The organism is Blautia sp. AM28-27 (assembly GCF_003480905.1).
Lineage (GTDB): Bacteria > Bacillota > Clostridia > Lachnospirales > Lachnospiraceae > Fusicatenibacter > Fusicatenibacter saccharivorans.
This window is the reverse complement of the sequence record NZ_QUJK01000013.1, coordinates 59,019-76,177: the sequence shown is the minus strand read 5'-3', so window position 1 is coordinate 76,177 and position 17,159 is coordinate 59,019. Positions and strand designations below refer to the sequence as shown.

At 47.0% G+C, this 17,159-nt stretch carries 16 protein-coding genes; all 16 read right to left on the bottom strand.

Features of this window, described 5'->3' with window-relative positions:
• Nucleotides 1-167: 167 nt before the first annotated feature.
• On the bottom strand, nt 168-1,661 hold the full coding sequence (locus DW743_RS14055; protein ID WP_117761925.1) for a DUF6382 domain-containing protein: 1,494 nt from the start codon (nt 1,659-1,661) through the stop codon (nt 168-170).
• Nucleotides 1,662-1,677: 16 nt separating this feature from the next.
• The gene (locus DW743_RS14050) at nt 1,678-2,103 is read right to left on the bottom strand and encodes a TadE/TadG family type IV pilus assembly protein (RefSeq protein WP_243004587.1); all 426 of its coding nucleotides are present in this window, start codon (nt 2,101-2,103) and stop codon (nt 1,678-1,680) included.
• A 2-nt stretch (nt 2,104-2,105) separates the two neighbouring features.
• The gene (locus tag DW743_RS14045) at nt 2,106-2,537 is read right to left on the bottom strand and encodes a prepilin peptidase (protein ID WP_022461943.1); all 432 of its coding nucleotides are present in this window, start codon (nt 2,535-2,537) and stop codon (nt 2,106-2,108) included.
• Nucleotides 2,538-2,732: 195 nt separating this feature from the next.
• Nucleotides 2,733-3,887, bottom strand: a complete 1,155-nt coding sequence (locus tag DW743_RS14040) for an RNA-guided endonuclease InsQ/TnpB family protein (protein ID WP_055265539.1) — start codon at nt 3,885-3,887, stop codon at nt 2,733-2,735.
• Nucleotides 3,826-4,482 (bottom strand): IS607 family transposase, encoded by a 657-nt coding sequence (locus DW743_RS14035; protein WP_172680768.1) that lies wholly within the window; start codon nt 4,480-4,482, stop codon nt 3,826-3,828. Before DW743_RS14035 ends, DW743_RS14040 begins: the two co-directional genes overlap by 62 nt.
• 179 nt (nt 4,483-4,661) lie before the next feature.
• Nucleotides 4,662-5,399 carry a hypothetical protein gene (locus DW743_RS14030; protein WP_147326115.1) on the bottom strand — a complete coding sequence of 246 codons (738 nt, stop codon included), beginning with the start codon at nt 5,397-5,399 and terminating at the stop codon, nt 4,662-4,664.
• Between the two features lie 166 nt (nt 5,400-5,565).
• Complete coding sequence (locus tag DW743_RS14025) at nt 5,566-7,098, bottom strand: DUF5702 domain-containing protein (RefSeq protein ID WP_117761922.1); 1,533 nt, start codon at nt 7,096-7,098, stop codon at nt 5,566-5,568.
• Nucleotides 7,099-7,254: 156 nt separating this feature from the next.
• Nucleotides 7,255-7,422: a Flp1 family type IVb pilin gene (locus tag DW743_RS14020; protein WP_022461946.1), complete on the bottom strand. Its 168-nt coding sequence runs from the start codon at nt 7,420-7,422 to the stop codon at nt 7,255-7,257.
• 50 nt (nt 7,423-7,472) lie between these two features.
• Nucleotides 7,473-8,771, bottom strand: a complete 1,299-nt coding sequence (locus DW743_RS14015; protein WP_117761921.1) for a type II secretion system F family protein — start codon at nt 8,769-8,771, stop codon at nt 7,473-7,475.
• Nucleotides 8,772-8,842: 71 nt separating this feature from the next.
• Entirely contained in the window at nt 8,843-9,643 is an 801-nt protein-coding gene (locus tag DW743_RS14010) for a type II secretion system F family protein (protein ID WP_117761920.1), read from the bottom strand.
• Nucleotides 9,640-10,818, bottom strand: a complete 1,179-nt coding sequence (locus tag DW743_RS14005; protein ID WP_117761919.1) for a CpaF family protein — start codon at nt 10,816-10,818, stop codon at nt 9,640-9,642. Before DW743_RS14005 ends, DW743_RS14010 begins: the two co-directional genes overlap by 4 nt.
• Complete coding sequence (locus DW743_RS14000; protein WP_226906364.1) at nt 10,815-11,852, bottom strand: hypothetical protein; 1,038 nt, start codon at nt 11,850-11,852, stop codon at nt 10,815-10,817. The genes DW743_RS14005 and DW743_RS14000 overlap by 4 nt, the downstream gene beginning before the upstream one ends.
• Complete coding sequence (locus DW743_RS13995; protein ID WP_022461951.1) at nt 11,849-12,376, bottom strand: A24 family peptidase; 528 nt, start codon at nt 12,374-12,376, stop codon at nt 11,849-11,851. The genes DW743_RS14000 and DW743_RS13995 overlap by 4 nt, the downstream gene beginning before the upstream one ends.
• Before the next feature lie 357 nt (nt 12,377-12,733).
• Nucleotides 12,734-15,097: a glycoside hydrolase family 9 protein gene (locus DW743_RS13990; RefSeq protein ID WP_117761918.1), complete on the bottom strand. Its 2,364-nt coding sequence runs from the start codon at nt 15,095-15,097 to the stop codon at nt 12,734-12,736.
• A 4-nt stretch (nt 15,098-15,101) separates the two neighbouring features.
• Nucleotides 15,102-16,187 (bottom strand): SIS domain-containing protein, encoded by a 1,086-nt coding sequence (locus DW743_RS13985; RefSeq protein ID WP_117761917.1) that lies wholly within the window; start codon nt 16,185-16,187, stop codon nt 15,102-15,104.
• Complete coding sequence (locus DW743_RS13980; RefSeq protein WP_158568576.1) at nt 16,181-17,146, bottom strand: ROK family protein; 966 nt, start codon at nt 17,144-17,146, stop codon at nt 16,181-16,183. The genes DW743_RS13985 and DW743_RS13980 overlap by 7 nt, the downstream gene beginning before the upstream one ends.
• Nucleotides 17,147-17,159: the final 13 nt, after the last annotated feature.

Genomic DNA, 17,159 nt, shown 5'->3' with positions numbered 1-17,159 from the left:
CTACAGAGGGTGTCTTTCTTTTGTGCAATATTTTGGATTTGCTCATTTATAGTCTATAATATTTTTGTTTCATTCGCATAACTTTTTTCTTCGATCATTCTGGCATATTAAAAATAACGCATCCAGCACTTTCTCCAAATCGAAAAAGTGTAATGCGTCATTTTTCTCTAATTTCTGTTTTTCTCTCCCGCCTTATACCGGTATTTCTTCCCGGCAAATGAGATATCGTCTCCATCCTCCAGCTTCTTTTTTGTCTCGCCCATCAATGGAACGCCATTCACCGTTGTTCCGTTCCGCGAATTCAGATCCAGCAGATAATCTCCCTCTTCTGTACTGACCAGCTTTGCGTGAAGGCGGCTTACCGTACGGTATGGCAGAATTACATCTGCCGCCGCTGACAGTTTTCCAATCAATGTGCTTCCGCGTTCAATCGGAATCAGCGGAAGATCAATCGGATCTATCGGAATCAGATATGCCCTTCCCTCATCCTCCGGGCTGGTCAGCAGTTCCGTTTTTCCAAACAGATCCTCTTCATGCCCCTCCAATTCCATCAGGCTGTGCATCTTTCTGTTTTCCTGTTCTTCATTCTTTTCCCATGTTTTCTCTTTTTCGACTGAGGAATCCCTTCTCCATCCCTGCTGTTCTGTATCGCTTTGCGGATTCCATGTTCCATCTTTCTGTTTTAAGCCCTTCCGATTCTGATATTCCGAAAATACATCTCCTGTTTCTCCTTGTTTCCGGATTCCTGCGGCCTTCCCATAGCTTCCTGTTTCTGTTCCCGACTGCCGCTTTTTCCATCGGCTGGCAAGTTCCAATGCCAGACTTACAATTCCCACAACAGCCGCCGCTCCTCCCAGCACCAGATACCAAACAGTTTCGGCCTGTGTCCACCGCAGTGCCAGCACACCTCCCAGAAATCCGATGCAGATCACTGCTTCCACAATATTTTTCCAGCGTCCCTCATCCTTTTCTTCCTCCGCTTCCACAAAAAAATTTTCCGCCGCTTCCACTTCTTGTTCTTCCCAAAGTGTTTCCTCCATCTGTACAGGCGGATTTTCTTCCCTGGGACGCTCTTTTCCCTCCTGCTCCGTCGTTTCTTTCTTCTCTTTCCCTGTCTGATATAAGAGTGCCTGAATCATCTCAACCGAAAAGATCTCCGCCGAAATCTCCCGATACAGTCCATACCCGAGTACCACCGCATCCTGCTCCTGGTGATCCAGCTTCGGCAGCAGATATTCCATCAGCTCCCGGATCTGCTTCTGAAAACAGCCTGTGTGTCCCTGCTTTCCCGGCAGATAACAGAAGGAAAAGTTCTCCAGATTTGCATCTGCAAAAACCAGCTCCGGCTGCAGAACGAGGCCGTCCGGTGCAAGCAGGTACTGCCCCAGTTCTTCGAGAAGATCCAGCAGCTGTTCAAACAGTTTCCGCAGCGCCTCCGCCCCAATCGAGCGCTGTTCAAACACACTCTGAAGTGACTGCCTTGATGTCACCTCATAGTAAAACAATGTTTTATCATCCATTTTCCCGATTTTGCAGTCCAAAAGCCCTGGGATTGCGTTTGTCAGCAGCATACGGATCTGATACGACGCCGTGTCCGGCTCTTTTTCCTCCTGTAAAATAACATACGTATGGTTCAAATCTCTTTTATAATCAATCTGCATTTCTCCGCTTCCGTCCTTACTTCTGGTTCCAGATCTGTTTTACTGCCCGTATCTTCCGGATCGTTTTCACCGGATTGTTTCTCCTGATTTCACTCAAAACCGAATATTCCCACGCGTTCCGGCTCCAGATTGGCAGAATGTTTCCTTCTGCTTTTATCTGAATCTCTTTTTCTCTGCACACCGTCTGTACGGTCACCGGTTCAGCCGGAAGCGGTATCTGGGAAATCCACCATTCCATCCGGCTTTGGGCGGCTGCCTCTCCTTTTTCCACAGACAGGCGGCCTTCACTGGCGGCAAGCATTGTGCTTTCATATGCCGCAAATGTATACCAGCTCCGTGCGTGCACAAAAAATGTCAGCGACAGCAGAAGAAAAATCACCATCAGAACAAGCGGCACGACCAGAACTGCCTCTACCGTAATACTTGCTTTTCTCATTTTCACTTTCAAAGCATTCCGCACCTCCCCACAAATCCAAGCAGCAGAAACGGCACCAGCGGTATAGAATCCTGTTTCCGTATTTTCTTCCGCATCAGAAGAACTCCGCAGAGTACCGAACAGAGAATGAGTCCCAGCGTCAGAACGCCGAACGTCTGCCCAAATCCCAGCCAGATTCCAACCGTCAGAAGCAGAAGGCCGTCCCCGTATCCCACCTGTTCCCGTGATATATAACTGAGCGTCAGAAATCCTGCTCCCGGCAGCAGGGACAGCAGCCATTCCAGCCACGATGTCTGTTCCACCAGAATCTGCCATCCAATGCCTGCAAGGAATAAAACACCGGTCAGGACAAGGCTGATCTGCCGTTTCCTCACATCCATCCCGGCAAGAATCCCAAGATACAGCAATATAATTGCACTCTTTACTTCTTCCTGATACACAGCCGCGGCCTGCCACTCAAAATGTGATTAAATATACTTATCACATCGAGATAATGTAAGTTCTCACGAATCTTACTTACTGCTTCAGTGTGTATACTTTTGATTGACCGAAATCATATCTACTCGTAGGTCCATGTACACTCCACAGTCGTTAATTCCCGAAATAGCCTTCGGTACATACTTACATTTGCTTCCTTATGCAATCTTGTAAGTTTTTACGTCCCTCAGATTCAGTGCCGCATTGAAATCCCTGTCTTCGACATAGCCACAATGACATCGAAATGTTCTATCGGAAAGTTTTAAATCTTTCTTGATCGTTCCACAACAATGGCAGATTTTTGATGATGGATACCATCTGTCTGCAACCCGAAGTTCAATGCCATTTTCTTTGCTTTTCGCCTTCAGTTTTATTCTGAATTCGTAAAACTTCTGCGAAGCAACTGCTCTTGAAAGATGTTTGTTCTTCATCATCCCCGATACATTTAAGTCTTCAATCGTTATATAAGATGGTTTGGTTTTTACGATCTCTGCGATTGTCTTATTGATGTAATCCGTACGGATATTGTCTATTTTATGATGAAGTTTTTGTACCTTAAGTTTTTGTTTTTGTATATTCGCTCTTTGAGTGGACTCTCCTTTCTTTAGATTTTCATACTTTCGGGAGAGACATCTCTGTTCCCGAACGAGTCGTTTTTCTAATTTCTTTAATCTTGCTGATTTGTTGATATTCTTATAGGTCTTACCATTTGAAACAATGGCAAAATCCTTTAGCCCCAGGTCGATGCCGATTCCTTCGTTAGAAGGATCAGCAGTTTTGTTGTCAGGAATTTCTATAAGAGCCGAAACATAATATCTGCCCGCTTTCATGGAAACATGCCCGCTTTTTATGGTATATCCTTCTTTCGTCGTAGGAATGTATCCTTTTTCTTTGATGCGAACCCATCCAAGCGACGGGATGTTAACTCTGTGTCTCTCGCAGCGACAATCTTTCGGATTATTCTTTACGAAATACATCTTCACATCAGATCTGCCTTTCTTTTTGAACTTCGGAAAAGCACTTTCATGATCGAAGAATTTTTTAAATGCAGTTTGTCCATGATTTACCGCCTGGGTCACTGCTTTTGAGTATGCTTCCTTAATCCATAAATATTCTGGATATTGTGGAAGATATTCATGATTCAGCCAGACTCTGAATTTACTGCTGCTCATGAATTTTTCGCCATTTTGATAAAGTTCCTTGTTATGGGCCAGATAGAAATTGTAAATAAATCTACAAGTTCCTATTGTTTTATGAATCCTGACTTTCTGCTCTTCTGTCGGATGGATTTCCGTCTTGAAGCTCTTTAGCAATTTCCTCGTCCCTCTCTATTTGTTTTTTATACTTACGAAGTCCATACAATCTGCAGGAGAACACATGAAGTATGGAAACAATGTCCTGTACAAGTTCTTCCTGTGGTGATAATTCTTCATTGTTTACCACCACGATCGTTGTATTGAATTTCATACAGAATTTTTCAAACCAATCATAACCGAATCGGATAAATCTGTCTTTGTGGGTTATGATGATCGTTTTTACTTTCTGTTCCATTACTTCATCTAATAATTTATTCCACTTTTTGCGGTTGTAATTAAGACCACTTCCATACTCTTCGATACATTGGTCTACAATGATTCCTCTGGCATTACAAAACTGTCGCAAAAATGCGACCTGGTTTTGCAAATCGTCTTTTTGATTTTTTGTAGATACTCTGGCATAAATAACTGCCTGACGTTTATCATTTTCGATATTTATGCCTTTGAATTGAAGATATTGGTCATACGTATAATAACGCCTGTCGGTCGGAGTTCGATTTGCTTTTAAAATTCCTTCTCTGTCCCAACGCTGTAACGTTTTAACAGATATCCCTAACAGTTCAGCAAAATCTTTCGGCTTGTAGTTTGTGATATTTGATGTGTTCATAATATGATTCTCCTTTTACATATTTAAACACGTTATATCACATTTGACAATATATTTAGTTACTTATATTTTCCTCCTTTCCGCAAACCCGAGTTTCTGTTTACCGTCCTTCTTTCCGGTCTCACCCGGAAAGAAGACACCTGCTCTGCTCATATCCGGCTTTCTTACGCCGCCTTTTTCGCGCATTTCGAGCACTGCGGCAGTCCATCCGTCTGTTCCAGTGCTACAAGTTTTACTTTACGTTTCAGCCCTTTGCAGGAAAGACTGTTATGATACCGGTTTCCGTATTTCGTATAGTAAACTTCCGCACCCGCAGCGCCATTTCCCACGCACTGTTCGCATTCCTTATATTTTTCTCCATCCTGATTCCGTTTCCACGCAAGCGCACCCGGTGAGGAAACCTGGATCGAAAGATTGATATGACTGCACGACGAATCGGTATGATACACACTGCCGTTCTCAGTCACCCACACCATCTGTTTTGCTTCGCCCTCTTCTTCATCCGCCTCCTCTTCTGTCTTTCCGCAGAACAGATGCACTTTCGCACACGCTGCAATTCCCCGGTTCCGCACCGGAACGAGGCGGTTTCCCATTTTCGGCCAGTAAATCGCTTTCAGTTCCAGCCATCCATTTTTCACACGGCTTCCTGCCAGTGTCACCATTCCATTTTCGCGGATTTCTTTTGGAATCTTTGCTTCTGCATAAGCAATGCACGCGGCCGTTTCCGGTATTTCATACGTTTCTTTTCCCGTCTCATCCACCGCGTAGGCACAGACGGAAAGATACCGCGCGGACTCCTGCAGAGATACCGTCAGCATTCCATGCAGCCGGTAAAGATCCACGATTTTTAATAACACAAGAACCGCGATCAGAAAGACAGGAAGTGCCAGTGAAGCTTCCACCGTCAGGCTTGCCCTGTTCCATTTTCGTTTTACAAAAGGCTGCTCTCCTGATCCGGATTTATAAAAATTCCCGGAAGAGTGGATAAGTTTTTTGATAAGGTTCCAGAAATAAATGTGCCGTTCAGAAGAACACCCTTTTGTATCCCTGCCGGAGTCATCCCATTTTTCAGGCTGCTCCCTGCATCTCATATCCATAATTTCTCGTAATCTCATACTCTCGTTTCCCAATTACCGCCGTAAAACCGGCTTCCAGTTCATCGACACAGCAATCCAGTCGGAAACCCGGCTGCTGCTGTTCTGTCCGCATATTGTATTCCACCAGATCCATCGCTCCAAACGTTACCGCTTTTCCCGATTTCTGCATCAAAAGCAGCCGCAGATAATCGGAATACTCCATGCCGCCCGGTGCATTTTTTCTGCTCTGATCCCCTGTTTCCAGCAGTTTCGGAAGCTGTTCCAGAGAAAGCTGCCACGATTCTGCCGTTTTGAACAGTGCTACTTTTCCACCATCCAGCAGTTCCCGCAGATCCAGAATGCTTTCTGCAAATGCCCAGCACACGGCAAGTGCCATTTTCACAACCGGCATCGCCGCCGGAACTCCAAATGACGCGGCAATTACCCCCGCCATTGCTTCCATCTCGCCCTGCTTCTGCGCATCTTTCGCCAGATACACCAGATTTGCCGCCTCCCGCAGCGCCAGCAGACGGTTCACGGTTCCCGCCAGATTATCCTGGTCACTGTTTTTTCCGCAGAGCACATATTCCACCTGGCACTGCAGCCCTTCCTTCTTCTCCTTGCTGGTAAAGCACGGAAATTTCCACAGAATATATTCGGACGAAAGCATCTTATCCACAAAGCTCAGTTCTTTTCCACACTCTGCCATGCCAAACCCGCTCTGCAGCTCCCGTTTTGATGCAAGAAACGATACACCCGTTTCCCCCTGCGACAGTGCCTGCCCTTCCGGGAGGACCAGTCCTAAAATTCCCATTTTCATTACTTTTTGAATGACCTCAATCGGATTCACAAAATCTTCCGGTACCGGCTGCTTCTGATCCGGTTCCGAAGGCGTGCCGTTTCCAGATTCTCCTTCACCTTCTGTTTTTTCTGTTCCCTCTTCTGGCTGTTTGGATTCTTCATACTGTTTTAAAACCTCCTCTTCCTCGTAACCGCTCTGTCCGTCCTCCTGACGTTTCAAGGTTTCCTGTTCTCCTCTTAATTTCTGGGAAAGCTGCTGTATTCCATAAGTTCCAAGGCTGGCTTTCATTGCCTCACAGATCTGACGGGAGAAAGCACTTCCCTCCTCGTCTGTCGCAAGACGATAGCCGCCGAGATAAACTTCTGTAACCTGTCCGCCAGATAAACTGCCTGATAGAATTCCCATCCCCGATGCAGTGGGGGACAGAACTTCTCCCGCAGTTTCTGCGACTTTTCTGCTCATGGTTTCAGGTTTCCAGACACCGCTCTTATCCCCGCCGTTATAAAAAAACAGCTCGTACTGTCCCAGCAGTGTTCTGTCATACCCGGCAAACAGAGAATACAGTCCCTGTTCCATTGCGCAGGCCGTCATCACCCGTGCATGGGCATTTCGCACCGACGCAATTGTCCCGGAAATCAGGGAAAGCATCAGTATCAGAACGAGACACAAATATGCTGTTATGCTTCCGGCTGCCCATCTTTTCTGTCTTTCTGTTTCCCTCATGGGATACAGCTCCTTCCACTTTACTTTTACTTTTTCGAACTTTAGATGCCGTGGATCGGATAAAGGATATACCGAGACACAGATATGCAAATGACATATAGGTCCGTACCGGCTTCTAAATTTTTCTTTGGAGTTCCGTATTGGACATTTTCCCGTTTATACGGTGTTGCTCTGGTTTGTGACCTTCTCCATCAGACTGTTGACCAGACTCACAAGCTGCTTTTTAAAGATTAGTACGAGTCCGATCAGCACAACGAGAATCAGAATCACTTCCACAACACCCACCGCATCTTCCTCTTTCCAGAACTCCGATATCAGCTTCATAATTCCCACCTCCCTCTCTTTACCAGCTGTTGTGGGGATAAAAACATCCCCTATGCATAAAAGGACAAAAATGCCGGAACCGTGAGTATGACCAATACAACCGCAAGCATCATGCCCATCGGAAGAAGAAGCTTTGTCGATGCCTTTTCTCCTGTTGTTTTCGCCTGCCTTCTTCTCTCCTCAAAGGCCTCCTGCGATTCCTGTTTCAATAATTCCAGCAGTCCTTTACTGCCTTTTTTCAGATTCTGCGTCAGCAGAACAGCAAGGGAACGATACGCTCCGGTTCCCATACGCATTCCCATGCGCTGGTACGCTTCCTGCTCGGAAACACCGTTTTCCATCTCCTGGCAGGTAAATACAATCTCTTCATAGGCAAAACGTTTCTGCCCGCCAAGCGCCAGATTTTTCCGGTAATCCACTGCAATCCGCTCGAGTACTTTCCGCATCCCAAGCCCAGCACCCAGAAGAAGAACCATTTTGCTGACAATTTCGGGATAATCCCGCAGCATCTGTTCTTCTCTTTTCTGCCTTTCTTTTTCTTGTTCCTTTCCTTTTGCCGCCCAGCAGACTGCTCCTGCCGCCGCGGCAAGTGCCATAAGTTCCAGACCTGTCAGATCCGGCACTTTTGACCATGTTACAGTTTCTCCGTTCAGTGTCTCCGGCAGATAATAGGCTGTTTCTTCGGGATGTGCTTCGTTTTCTTTTTCCACTGCTTTTTTCAGTGCCCTAAGAACCGCATCCCGTCCTTTTATCTCCGGTGGATAGACCTGAACCTTCCGTATATATTCTGTTGTTTCCCCCTGAAGTTCCAGTTCCGCTTTCAGCGTAACCTCCACTCCTTCTTCGGGAATCTCGTCTGACAGCAAACCCCGGCTGTCAATCAACAACGGCCTGTCTGTTTCCCAGCTAAGCGCCACCGGGCTTCCCGGTATTTCCGTAACCAGATCCATGTTTCTGTTTACCGTATGAAAAGACAGATTCTCACCTAAGATGATTTCATCCAGCGCCTCTATCGCCGCACTGAACGCCTCTTCTATCTCTTCTGCGCTGTAAGCTCTTGCAGGTACAGACAGTGTAATTCTTTCCGGTTTCTGATTTCCAACAGAAACCTCAAGTTTTTCCTCTGTCGGTTGGCTGCCTAAGGCACCCCGTTCCAGTTGAAGTTCCGCTTTTTCATCTCCTGAAACTTTTCGCACTCCGATCGGAAGGCAGAGTGCAGTGCCCGCTATAAACCCTGTCGCTGCAAGGCAGAAAATCCGTCTCACCAATTTGTGATCTTCCGCCTTTTTTCTCATCCGGAAATACCAGATGAACAGCCCCGCCCATGCGGTCAGACAAATCCACAACATTTGATTCCTCCCCTTTTTTGCGGACGAATCGTTATGATTCGCAGTCTTACTTTTTAAACTTCAATTGCTTCTTAAAATTCAATGTCCAGAATCTTCTTTCCAAGCACCCATGCCGCCAGATACACGGCAAGGCATCCGCTCATGAAGAAAACCCCGATTACATTCCCATACATCACACTTAAGAATTCCGGAAAGGAAAGCTGTACATATCCCAGAATTCCAAACGGCACAACACTCATAATATTCTGCTCGAACCGCCGGGAAGAAACGCCCGCACGGATTTCCCGCATCGTGTCAATTCTCGTACAGAAAATATCCCACGTATTCTGAAAGATCTCGCAGACATTTCCTCCTGTCCGCTTCGCAATCACCAGTACACTTGCAAACGTCGCAATATCGTCAATGCGGCTTCGCACCGCAAGATCCTGAAACAGTTGTTCCACCGGCACGGAAATCATCATTTTATGACGCATCCGGCGCAGTTCCTGTACCAGAATGTTTTCTTTTCCCAGCGACTGTTCCAGCTGTCCTGCCGCCTCCAGCACTGCATTTTCCATGGAATAGCCGGAACGCAGTGCCGTGTGCATCCACGCAATCAGATCCCGGAAGCTGTCGTACAGCTCCTCTTTCCGTCTCTGAATCCGGTTTTTCCGATACGTGTGAAAACATACGATTCCAACCGGAACCACAGCAATGCATGCCCACCACGCCCGGTAACAGAGCAGGTTCACAGCGGCGGCAATCCCAAGACTGATTCCCGCTATTTCGAGATATTCCCGACCGGTAAATTCCCAGGTCTGATAGTCAATCCCCTTCGTCTCCTTCTCCTCTGCCATGCCCGTCTTTACCTGGCTTCCCTCACGTATTCTCATCCTGTTTTCCCCTCCAGTTTTTCTCTGTGTACCAGTTCGCCTGTCTTTTGCAGGCCTCTCCCATATTCTCTTCGAAACAAAGAAACCGTTTTGATTTCGTCCTCCTCCATCCCTGTGATCTCTGCGATCTCCTCCACCCGACGGCTTCCATCCTCCCCGCGTCCTAAATGCACGAGAATTTCGATTCCCGATGCAATCTGGCGGCGGATTGCTTCCAACGGGAGCTGCACTCCCATCAGTACCATCGTTTCCAGACGGGAGATCATATCTTTCACGCTGTTTGCATGTGCCGTGCTCAAAGATCCCGCATGCCCGGTATTGAGTGCGGATAATAATTCAAACGTTTCCGCTCCGCGCACTTCGCCGATAATTACACGGTTCGGCCGCATACGCAAAGCTGCGCGGATCAGATCGCGGATCGTAATTTCTGTTCCTGATTCCAGATTTGCCTCTTTTGCTTCCAGCCGCACCAGATTCTCCACACCCTGGATCTGCAGCTCTGCATTGTCTTCGATGGTTATGATGCGCTCGCCCTTTGGAATGTAGGCGGAAAGCACATTCAGAAATGTCGTTTTGCCAGATCCGGTCGCCCCGCCGATCATCATGCTGTAGCGGGTCCGGACGAGGGCCTGCAGAAACTCTGCCGCCTCTTTTGTAATACTCCCGATGGAGACCAGAAATTCCATCGTCACCGCCTGCTCCGGAAAGCGGCGGATGGTCAGAATCGGTCCGTTTAATGCGACCGGTTTCATGACAACGTTGACGCGGTCTCCATTTTCCAGCCGTGCATCCACAATCGGATTCTGTTCATTCACCACGCGGTTGCACCGGCCTACAATCTGCTGAATCACATCCTCCAGCTTTTCCGCGGAGGTAAAGCTTTTGCCGTATCTCTCGATTCTGCCGTTCCGTTCCACGAAGATATGTTGATAACCGTTTACCATAATTTCGGTAATTCCCGCATCTTCCAGCAGCTCCTGCAGGACATCGAGCCTCCGCACACTGTAGAACAGCTGTCTGCGCAGCTCCGCCTTCTGTGCCACCGGAAGATACCGTGTTTCTTCTTCCCCTAAAATCAGACGGTCAATCTCTTCGAGAACCTCTCCGTCATCCGGTTCGGATGCGATATCGATCCGCTCCATCAGTTTTCTCCGCAGAATTTCCGGCATTGTCATGTTTCTTCTCCTCTTCTGCCGTCCCGCAGAATCTGACGCACATAGTCGCCCAGCTCGCTCCAGACAAGCTCCTCAAAGTAGGCTTTTCCCGTCCGGTTTGCCGTGTGGAACGGAACGTGGATTTTCCGCATCTTGTCCAGCACCGACTGGCAGTCCCACCGGCGCAGCAAATTTTCAAACTGCTCCATTTTGGCCGCAGAAATCACATCATTCCTTATCGGAACGTAAATTTCATTGCAAAAGTCCAGAATCTGATACAGATCCGCCACGCCATCCCCGAGGTCGAGAATCAGCACTTCATAGCTGCTGTTCTTCTCAATCTCCTGAAACAGCCATTTCCATTCTTCATATTTTGCAGTCTGAATGTCCATCGGCGATGCGGCGGGCGGCAGATAATCCAGGTTCTGCATTGACTGGACCATTCCGCCCAGTTTGTAGATGATGCCCTGATTTTCCTGTCTCGCATAATACAGAATATCGCTCATTCCCCTGTCGTAGCTGCATTCCAGCAGCCGTTCAAATCCGGAATAGCTCTCCATATTGAGATACAGCACTGCCCGCTCCTTCGCCAGAATCTGCCCCATCGTCAGGGCAAACGAGGTCTTCTGCGTCCGTCCGACCGGCGAATAAATGCCGATAATACGCATTTCCTTTTTCGGCAGCAGTGCAGGCGATGTATCGACACCGTTTTCTACGCCGTAGCACGCCATGACCTCGCGGATCACCTTTTCCGACGACTGGTATTTGTAGACCGCCGGATACTGATCCAGCACCGGACTGTGTACGCCCTCAGACAGAATGATAATCTGACGAATCGGATACCGGCGGATCTCTTCTTTCATCGCTTTATCCGAAATCAGAAGAATCTCTGTTTCGTTATTCTTTGCGAACTCCAGAAACATCTCCGCACTGGAAAATGCATGCACTTCGAACGGAATATTTCTCTTCTGGTTCAGATATTCCATAAAATTGCGTGCATATTCCATTTCCGTGTCACAGACTGCAAAAACACTCTTTTTCTTTGCAGTATTCAATAAAATCCCCCAATCCAGAGCAGCACTCCCATCAGCACGGGAACGGAAAAATGGATACACTCCATGCCCCACTTCCCATCGTAATAGGGAACCGGCTCTGTTTTTTTCTGGTATTTTCTTTTGGTAAAATAAGTTTGGAAATAATTGAAAAATTTGGTAAGACGCTGCGGTAAATTTCCGCAGACGAGAATAATTCCGATAGATAAGACCGCTCCAGACAGGAACGACACAATCATACATTTCAGGATCGCTGGCACACCGAGAAAGCCTCCAACAGCGGATAGGAGTTTGATATCTCCCGCGCCCAGCATATGAAAATAGAACAGAATGTAAAGTGCGAGTATCGGGAAAAGCATCCCAAAAAGAAAAATACCCGCTCCCGCGGCGCCATAGCGGATGAGCTGTGTAACCAGCCCGGCGATCCATGCGGTGATAATCCATTCATTTGCAATTCTGCGTGTTCTTAAATCCATCCATACCGCCCCTGTCGCAACTGTCAGTACCAGACAGTGCTGCAAAGACATTTTGTCTCTCACCTCCTGTTTCGTTTGGGTCAACTTGATTGTGAGGTCATTATAGTTGCCTCTTTTCGATTTGTCCAGCGGTTTTCGATAACTTTTTCCGGTTTGTGAATTGCCTCCAAAAATGCGAGGAAAATTTCTCACGCCGATTTGAAAAGTTGCGTGAAAGGTTTTTCGATTTTCACGGATTCGTAGAATCGTATCGCAATTTCTGCACTGCTTTTTGGCTATAATTTTTCAGGCTAAAACGATGTGCAAAAAGCACGCCGAAAAATTCCGACGTGCTTTTTCGAAAGGAGATTAGCATAAAATTCATGTTCACGCACAGGGGCAAAATCCTGCACGAGAAACATCTTTACTTTAAATTTCCGGATACAGCTCCGCAATAATCGACAGCCACCGTCCGGCCGGTGTCAGCCATACTTCTTTATACGTGGCGTTATTTCCAGACGGCCAGTACGGCTCGTCCTCATTTTCCAGTGTTTCAATGCCAACCGGCATTTCACCTGTCATTTCACCCGGATAATTCGCATCCTGCTGCGAATACCGTGCTCCTTCACCGTAAATCAGCGACTGGCAGAACGGATTTTTCCCCGACATCCAGTAGAGCTGTTCGCGGGCAATTTCTTTTAGTTTTTCATCACCAAAATATCTTCCCACGATACCGGCTGCCTTACCCATTCCGAGCATAATTGCTGAATTTCCGCGGAAAGAAAACCATACCGGGAACATTCTGACATAGTAATCATTGCCGAGAACAATTCCGTTTTTCAGCTGCTTCGCATAATTTTCTTTTTCCTTTTCAAATTCTACCAGGAGATGCAGCAGTTCAAACGTCTCTTTATCTTCTGTCTCTGACATATGATGAATACCAGCAGGGATCATACCGTACGGTGTTGCCATCGCATACAAACCTTTCAGATAATCGCCATACAGCCGCAGACTCTTCTCCCATGCCGGTTTTTCTTCTGCCTCCGGAAATGCACGGCAAAGCATCTCAATCGCCTGAACAAAGGAATGATCTCTTCCCTGATGCGTGAAATGCACGATTGCTTTGTGGCTCTCATCACGATAGAAGAATCCCTTCATTGGAACCCCATCTGTTTCGGTCTCCTGGCATGCCAGCAGTTTCGCGCCAAATTTTTTTGCCTCTTTTTCAAACTCTTCCGATGGCTCATTCGCACAGATCGAAGCTGCCGCCCACACAGCCGCCGCATAATACTGGGATTTTCCACTGTTCAACGTATGCTCCCACATAATCGGCTTTTCCATTCCCTTTTCCAAAAAACGCTGCTTTGCAAAGCGGAAATCTTCTTTCGCCGTTTCTACGCACTTCCAACCCAGATCCCGATCGAACTCTTTTAAGACAAGACCTGCCTGTGCCTCCACTGCCGCACAGAAAAAGTTCTGGAATGCCTGATTATGCACTCTTGTTTTAACATCATCACCATCTCCAATCAAACCTTCTGTCCAGATTCCAAGTCCGACACTGCTCGCACGAAATCCATCTCCAAAACGGCTTTTTAACGTAAATTCCAAACCCCAGAGTCCCTCTTCCATCAGGCGGTGATATAGAAGCGGATCATCTTTCACACGGCTCGCCAACTCCAGAATTTCCTGCGCTACTTCCGCAGTCTGAAGCATCTGTTGTGACATATCGCCCGCATCGTGCCAGCCTCCGCCAAACGAAAGAATCGCGCCGTTGTGCTCACAAATGACATCAGTGTGACACTTTCCATGCTTATTCGGCACCGGGCAGCCACAGCGCTCACAGAAGATAAAGTTCAGTGCCTTCCATATCGCATCTTCCATCACCTTCTCTCCGATTTCAAATGGATCACTCAGAAGTTCACCAATCTGCAGCCGATAAAATCCCGGCTTTATAATTTCACTAAATTCAAGAATCTCAAAGGTGCCATAACGGTCTTTCTGTACAACAACCGGTTTACTTAAAACCTCATTTCCCGCTGCATCCAGCACACAGAAGCTCTTCTTTCCGGTATTGGCAATTGCTGTCTTTTTACCGTTTTTCTGATAGCCGGAAGTGGAATACGAAATATGATCCGTCTCACACTCCCAACCTTTTTCCTTTTCCGCCTTTTCTACTCTCTGTAATTCAAAATTCTCGAAATCAAAGGCTGCTTCCGGTCCGGTTGAAGTATCTTTTCCGTCTGCATCAATGACGATAGAAATCTCGGTGATCACATCCCGCGGCAGCTGTGCAAATTCCCAGATTACCTGATTCCACTCATGGTTCACCAGGTTCACTAGATGCTGTCCCTCTCGGAAATACGGATCCGGAATCGGGAATTTTCCCTCGTTTTTAATATGGATACGAAAGTGAATACTGTGACCGCCCATGCACTCCGGTTTTACCCGGAAATACAGACGGTTATAACGCTCCCAGTTTTCTCCTGCAAACGGAAAACGGATCACACAGCGAAAATCATCCTGCGCTTTTTCCTGGCTGTGACTGTCTGTTTTTCTTGCAGTCGGCAGCGTAACATAAATCGTTTTACCGCCTCTGCTTCCCATTCCGTCCCGTCCGGCAACGGCTCCTCTTCCACTGTGTTCCGGAAGTTTCTGTGTGCCGTCCCAGATCACCTTTTTTGCAAGAATAGGCTTTTCTTCCCGTTCTCTTTCCAGTGATTTTTCCTGATGCAGCGGAAGCGGCGAGTGGACGTAACCTGTCTGGATCAGTTCCTTTCGAAATGTTTCTTTCACAGAATTATGCCTCCTCTTTTTCGCTGTGTGTTCTGAAATAACTTCCCATAACTTTCAGACGATCGTTTGGTTTCGTCAGATCTCTTCCGCCGTCCTCGGTCAGATAATATGCCATTACCTGCGGCACTGCTGAAAATTCGAGACATGCAAACTCACCTCCGCGGATATCCAGCTTCAGATCACTCTCATCTACCGTCTCTGTTCCGATCATCAGTCCATTATGATTTACTTCTTTCATGAAACGAGCCAACGATTTTGCTTTTTCCGATTCCTTTCCGCCATCATTTAAAACGATCACGCAATGATTGTAATCATATCCATAATTCGGTCCATGCATGCCCTCTTCCAGCTCATAACCGATGGAAATAACCTGCGGCATCTCCCAGAATTTTACAGCAGCCTCAAGTGAAACACCATACAGACTCCCTGCTCCTGTAAACACAATGCAGCGTGAACGCATCAACTGACGTTTTCTTGCTTCGAACCAGGTATATGCCTGCTCTGTAATTGCTCTGTGACTGTCCGGCACTTTTGCCACATCCCACTGGTAATTGTCATACTGTTCTTTCGTCAGATGGCCGCGCATCAGACCAAGCTTCAGACCCATCAACATATGGTTCAACACGCTTGTTGTATAGCCGATCGTTCTCTGTCCATACTCCTCCAGTCCACAGTTCAGGCAGACATGGCATGGCGAAATTTCTGCCAGCATCGTCTTCGGTCCTTCGGTAAAACTCATGCACAGATATCCAAGTTCCGTCATTTTTTTCATCACTTCACATACCACTTTGGATGAACCAGTCTGCGAGGTAAAGACATGCAGTGCGTGCGGATTATATACACGGCCTTCTTCAATATAATCGTTTGGATATACGACTTTCGTGCGAATGCCGGAGGCCTTCTCCACAAATACCTGTGATGTCATCGCAACCGTGTTGGAAGTTCCTGAACCGATAAAAACGATTTCATCGATTGTACTGAGATGATCTTTTACATAAGCCTCCATCGGCGAAAACGCTTCATCCTGTTTCTCCAGAATATACTCGATACAGGAAGGAATTCTCTTGATGCAATCCATTAATGTCACCATGATTTTTTCTCCTTTTCATTCATGTTTTCGTTATCGTATTTTCCCTGAAATCCAAGTCCGATTGCTGCAGCCCCCATAAGCCCTGCATACGCCGGATCCAGTCCGCTGATTTTGATTCCGCGCTCCAGATGTGATTTTGCTTTTTCCGTTACGTTCTCTACAATCCGTTCCGCCAGATGACCTTCCCCGGAAATCAGTCCTCCCCCAAGGATCACAATTTCCGGCGAAAGCACGCACGTCAGATTGGAAATCATCAGTGCATTCATGGCAACAAGTTCATCCAGAATCCGCACTGCCATCTGGTCTCCCTTGTCTGCTGCTTCGATCACATCCCATCCGGTCACCGTTTCTGTCAGTTTTTCTCTCAGAATGGAATCCGGATACTCTGAAATCATCTTTTTTGCCTGTGCCATCAGTGCCATGCCCGATGCAAGCATCTCTACACGTTCTCCCTTTCCCCCTGTGAAATTCATAAATCCCACTTCTCCTGCCCACTCGTCTGAGCCGCGCACCAGAAGTCCGTTTACAATCATTCCGGCTGCAAGACCCGTACCAATGTTCAGATATATCATGTTTCTGCAGCGTTTTCCTTCTCCAAATTCATTTTCTGCAATGACAGTGCATTTGACATCGTTGTCCACATGGCAGACTACGTCAAATTCTTTTTCGATTCGTTTTCTCAATGCAATCGGCTCTTTGTCATCATAACCGATCCAGACACCCCCATGCGGATCGATGTTATCGTTGATGCCGATACCCATTTTTTTCGGACGTATCCGGTGTTCCCATCCGATTTCACGTTCATAACATCGGACACCTTCCACCAGTTTTTTTACTTTTTCCTCTTTGCTGATCGCTCCTGTGGCAAAACGGAGTTTATTTACAATAGTTCCGTCTTCCCGCACCTCCGCAACCAGCATTTTTGTTCCGCCGATATCGACGGCAATACAGTTTCCCATATGTCTGCCTCTT

What these genes read in the sequence shown, in the direction of transcription:
- DW743_RS14055 (WP_117761925.1), bottom strand. Translation starts at nt 1,661, where the DNA reads ATGCAGATTGATTATAAAAGAGATTTGAACCATACGTATGTTATTTTA.
- DW743_RS13980 (WP_158568576.1), bottom strand. Translation starts at nt 17,146, where the DNA reads ATGGGAAACTGTATTGCCGTCGATATCGGCGGAACAAAAATGCTGGTT.
- DW743_RS14020 (WP_022461946.1), bottom strand. Translation starts at nt 7,422, where the DNA reads ATGAAGCTGATATCGGAGTTCTGGAAAGAGGAAGATGCGGTGGGTGTT.
- DW743_RS14025 (WP_117761922.1), bottom strand. Translation starts at nt 7,098, where the DNA reads ATGAGGGAAACAGAAAGACAGAAAAGATGGGCAGCCGGAAGCATAACA.
- DW743_RS14015 (WP_117761921.1), bottom strand. Translation starts at nt 8,771, where the DNA reads ATGTTGTGGATTTGTCTGACCGCATGGGCGGGGCTGTTCATCTGGTAT.
- DW743_RS14005 (WP_117761919.1), bottom strand. Translation starts at nt 10,818, where the DNA reads ATGACAATGCCGGAAATTCTGCGGAGAAAACTGATGGAGCGGATCGAT.
- DW743_RS13985 (WP_117761917.1), bottom strand. Translation starts at nt 16,187, where the DNA reads ATGGTGACATTAATGGATTGCATCAAGAGAATTCCTTCCTGTATCGAG.
- DW743_RS14010 (WP_117761920.1), bottom strand. Translation starts at nt 9,643, where the DNA reads ATGAGAATACGTGAGGGAAGCCAGGTAAAGACGGGCATGGCAGAGGAG.
- DW743_RS13995 (WP_022461951.1), bottom strand. Translation starts at nt 12,376, where the DNA reads ATGTCTTTGCAGCACTGTCTGGTACTGACAGTTGCGACAGGGGCGGTA.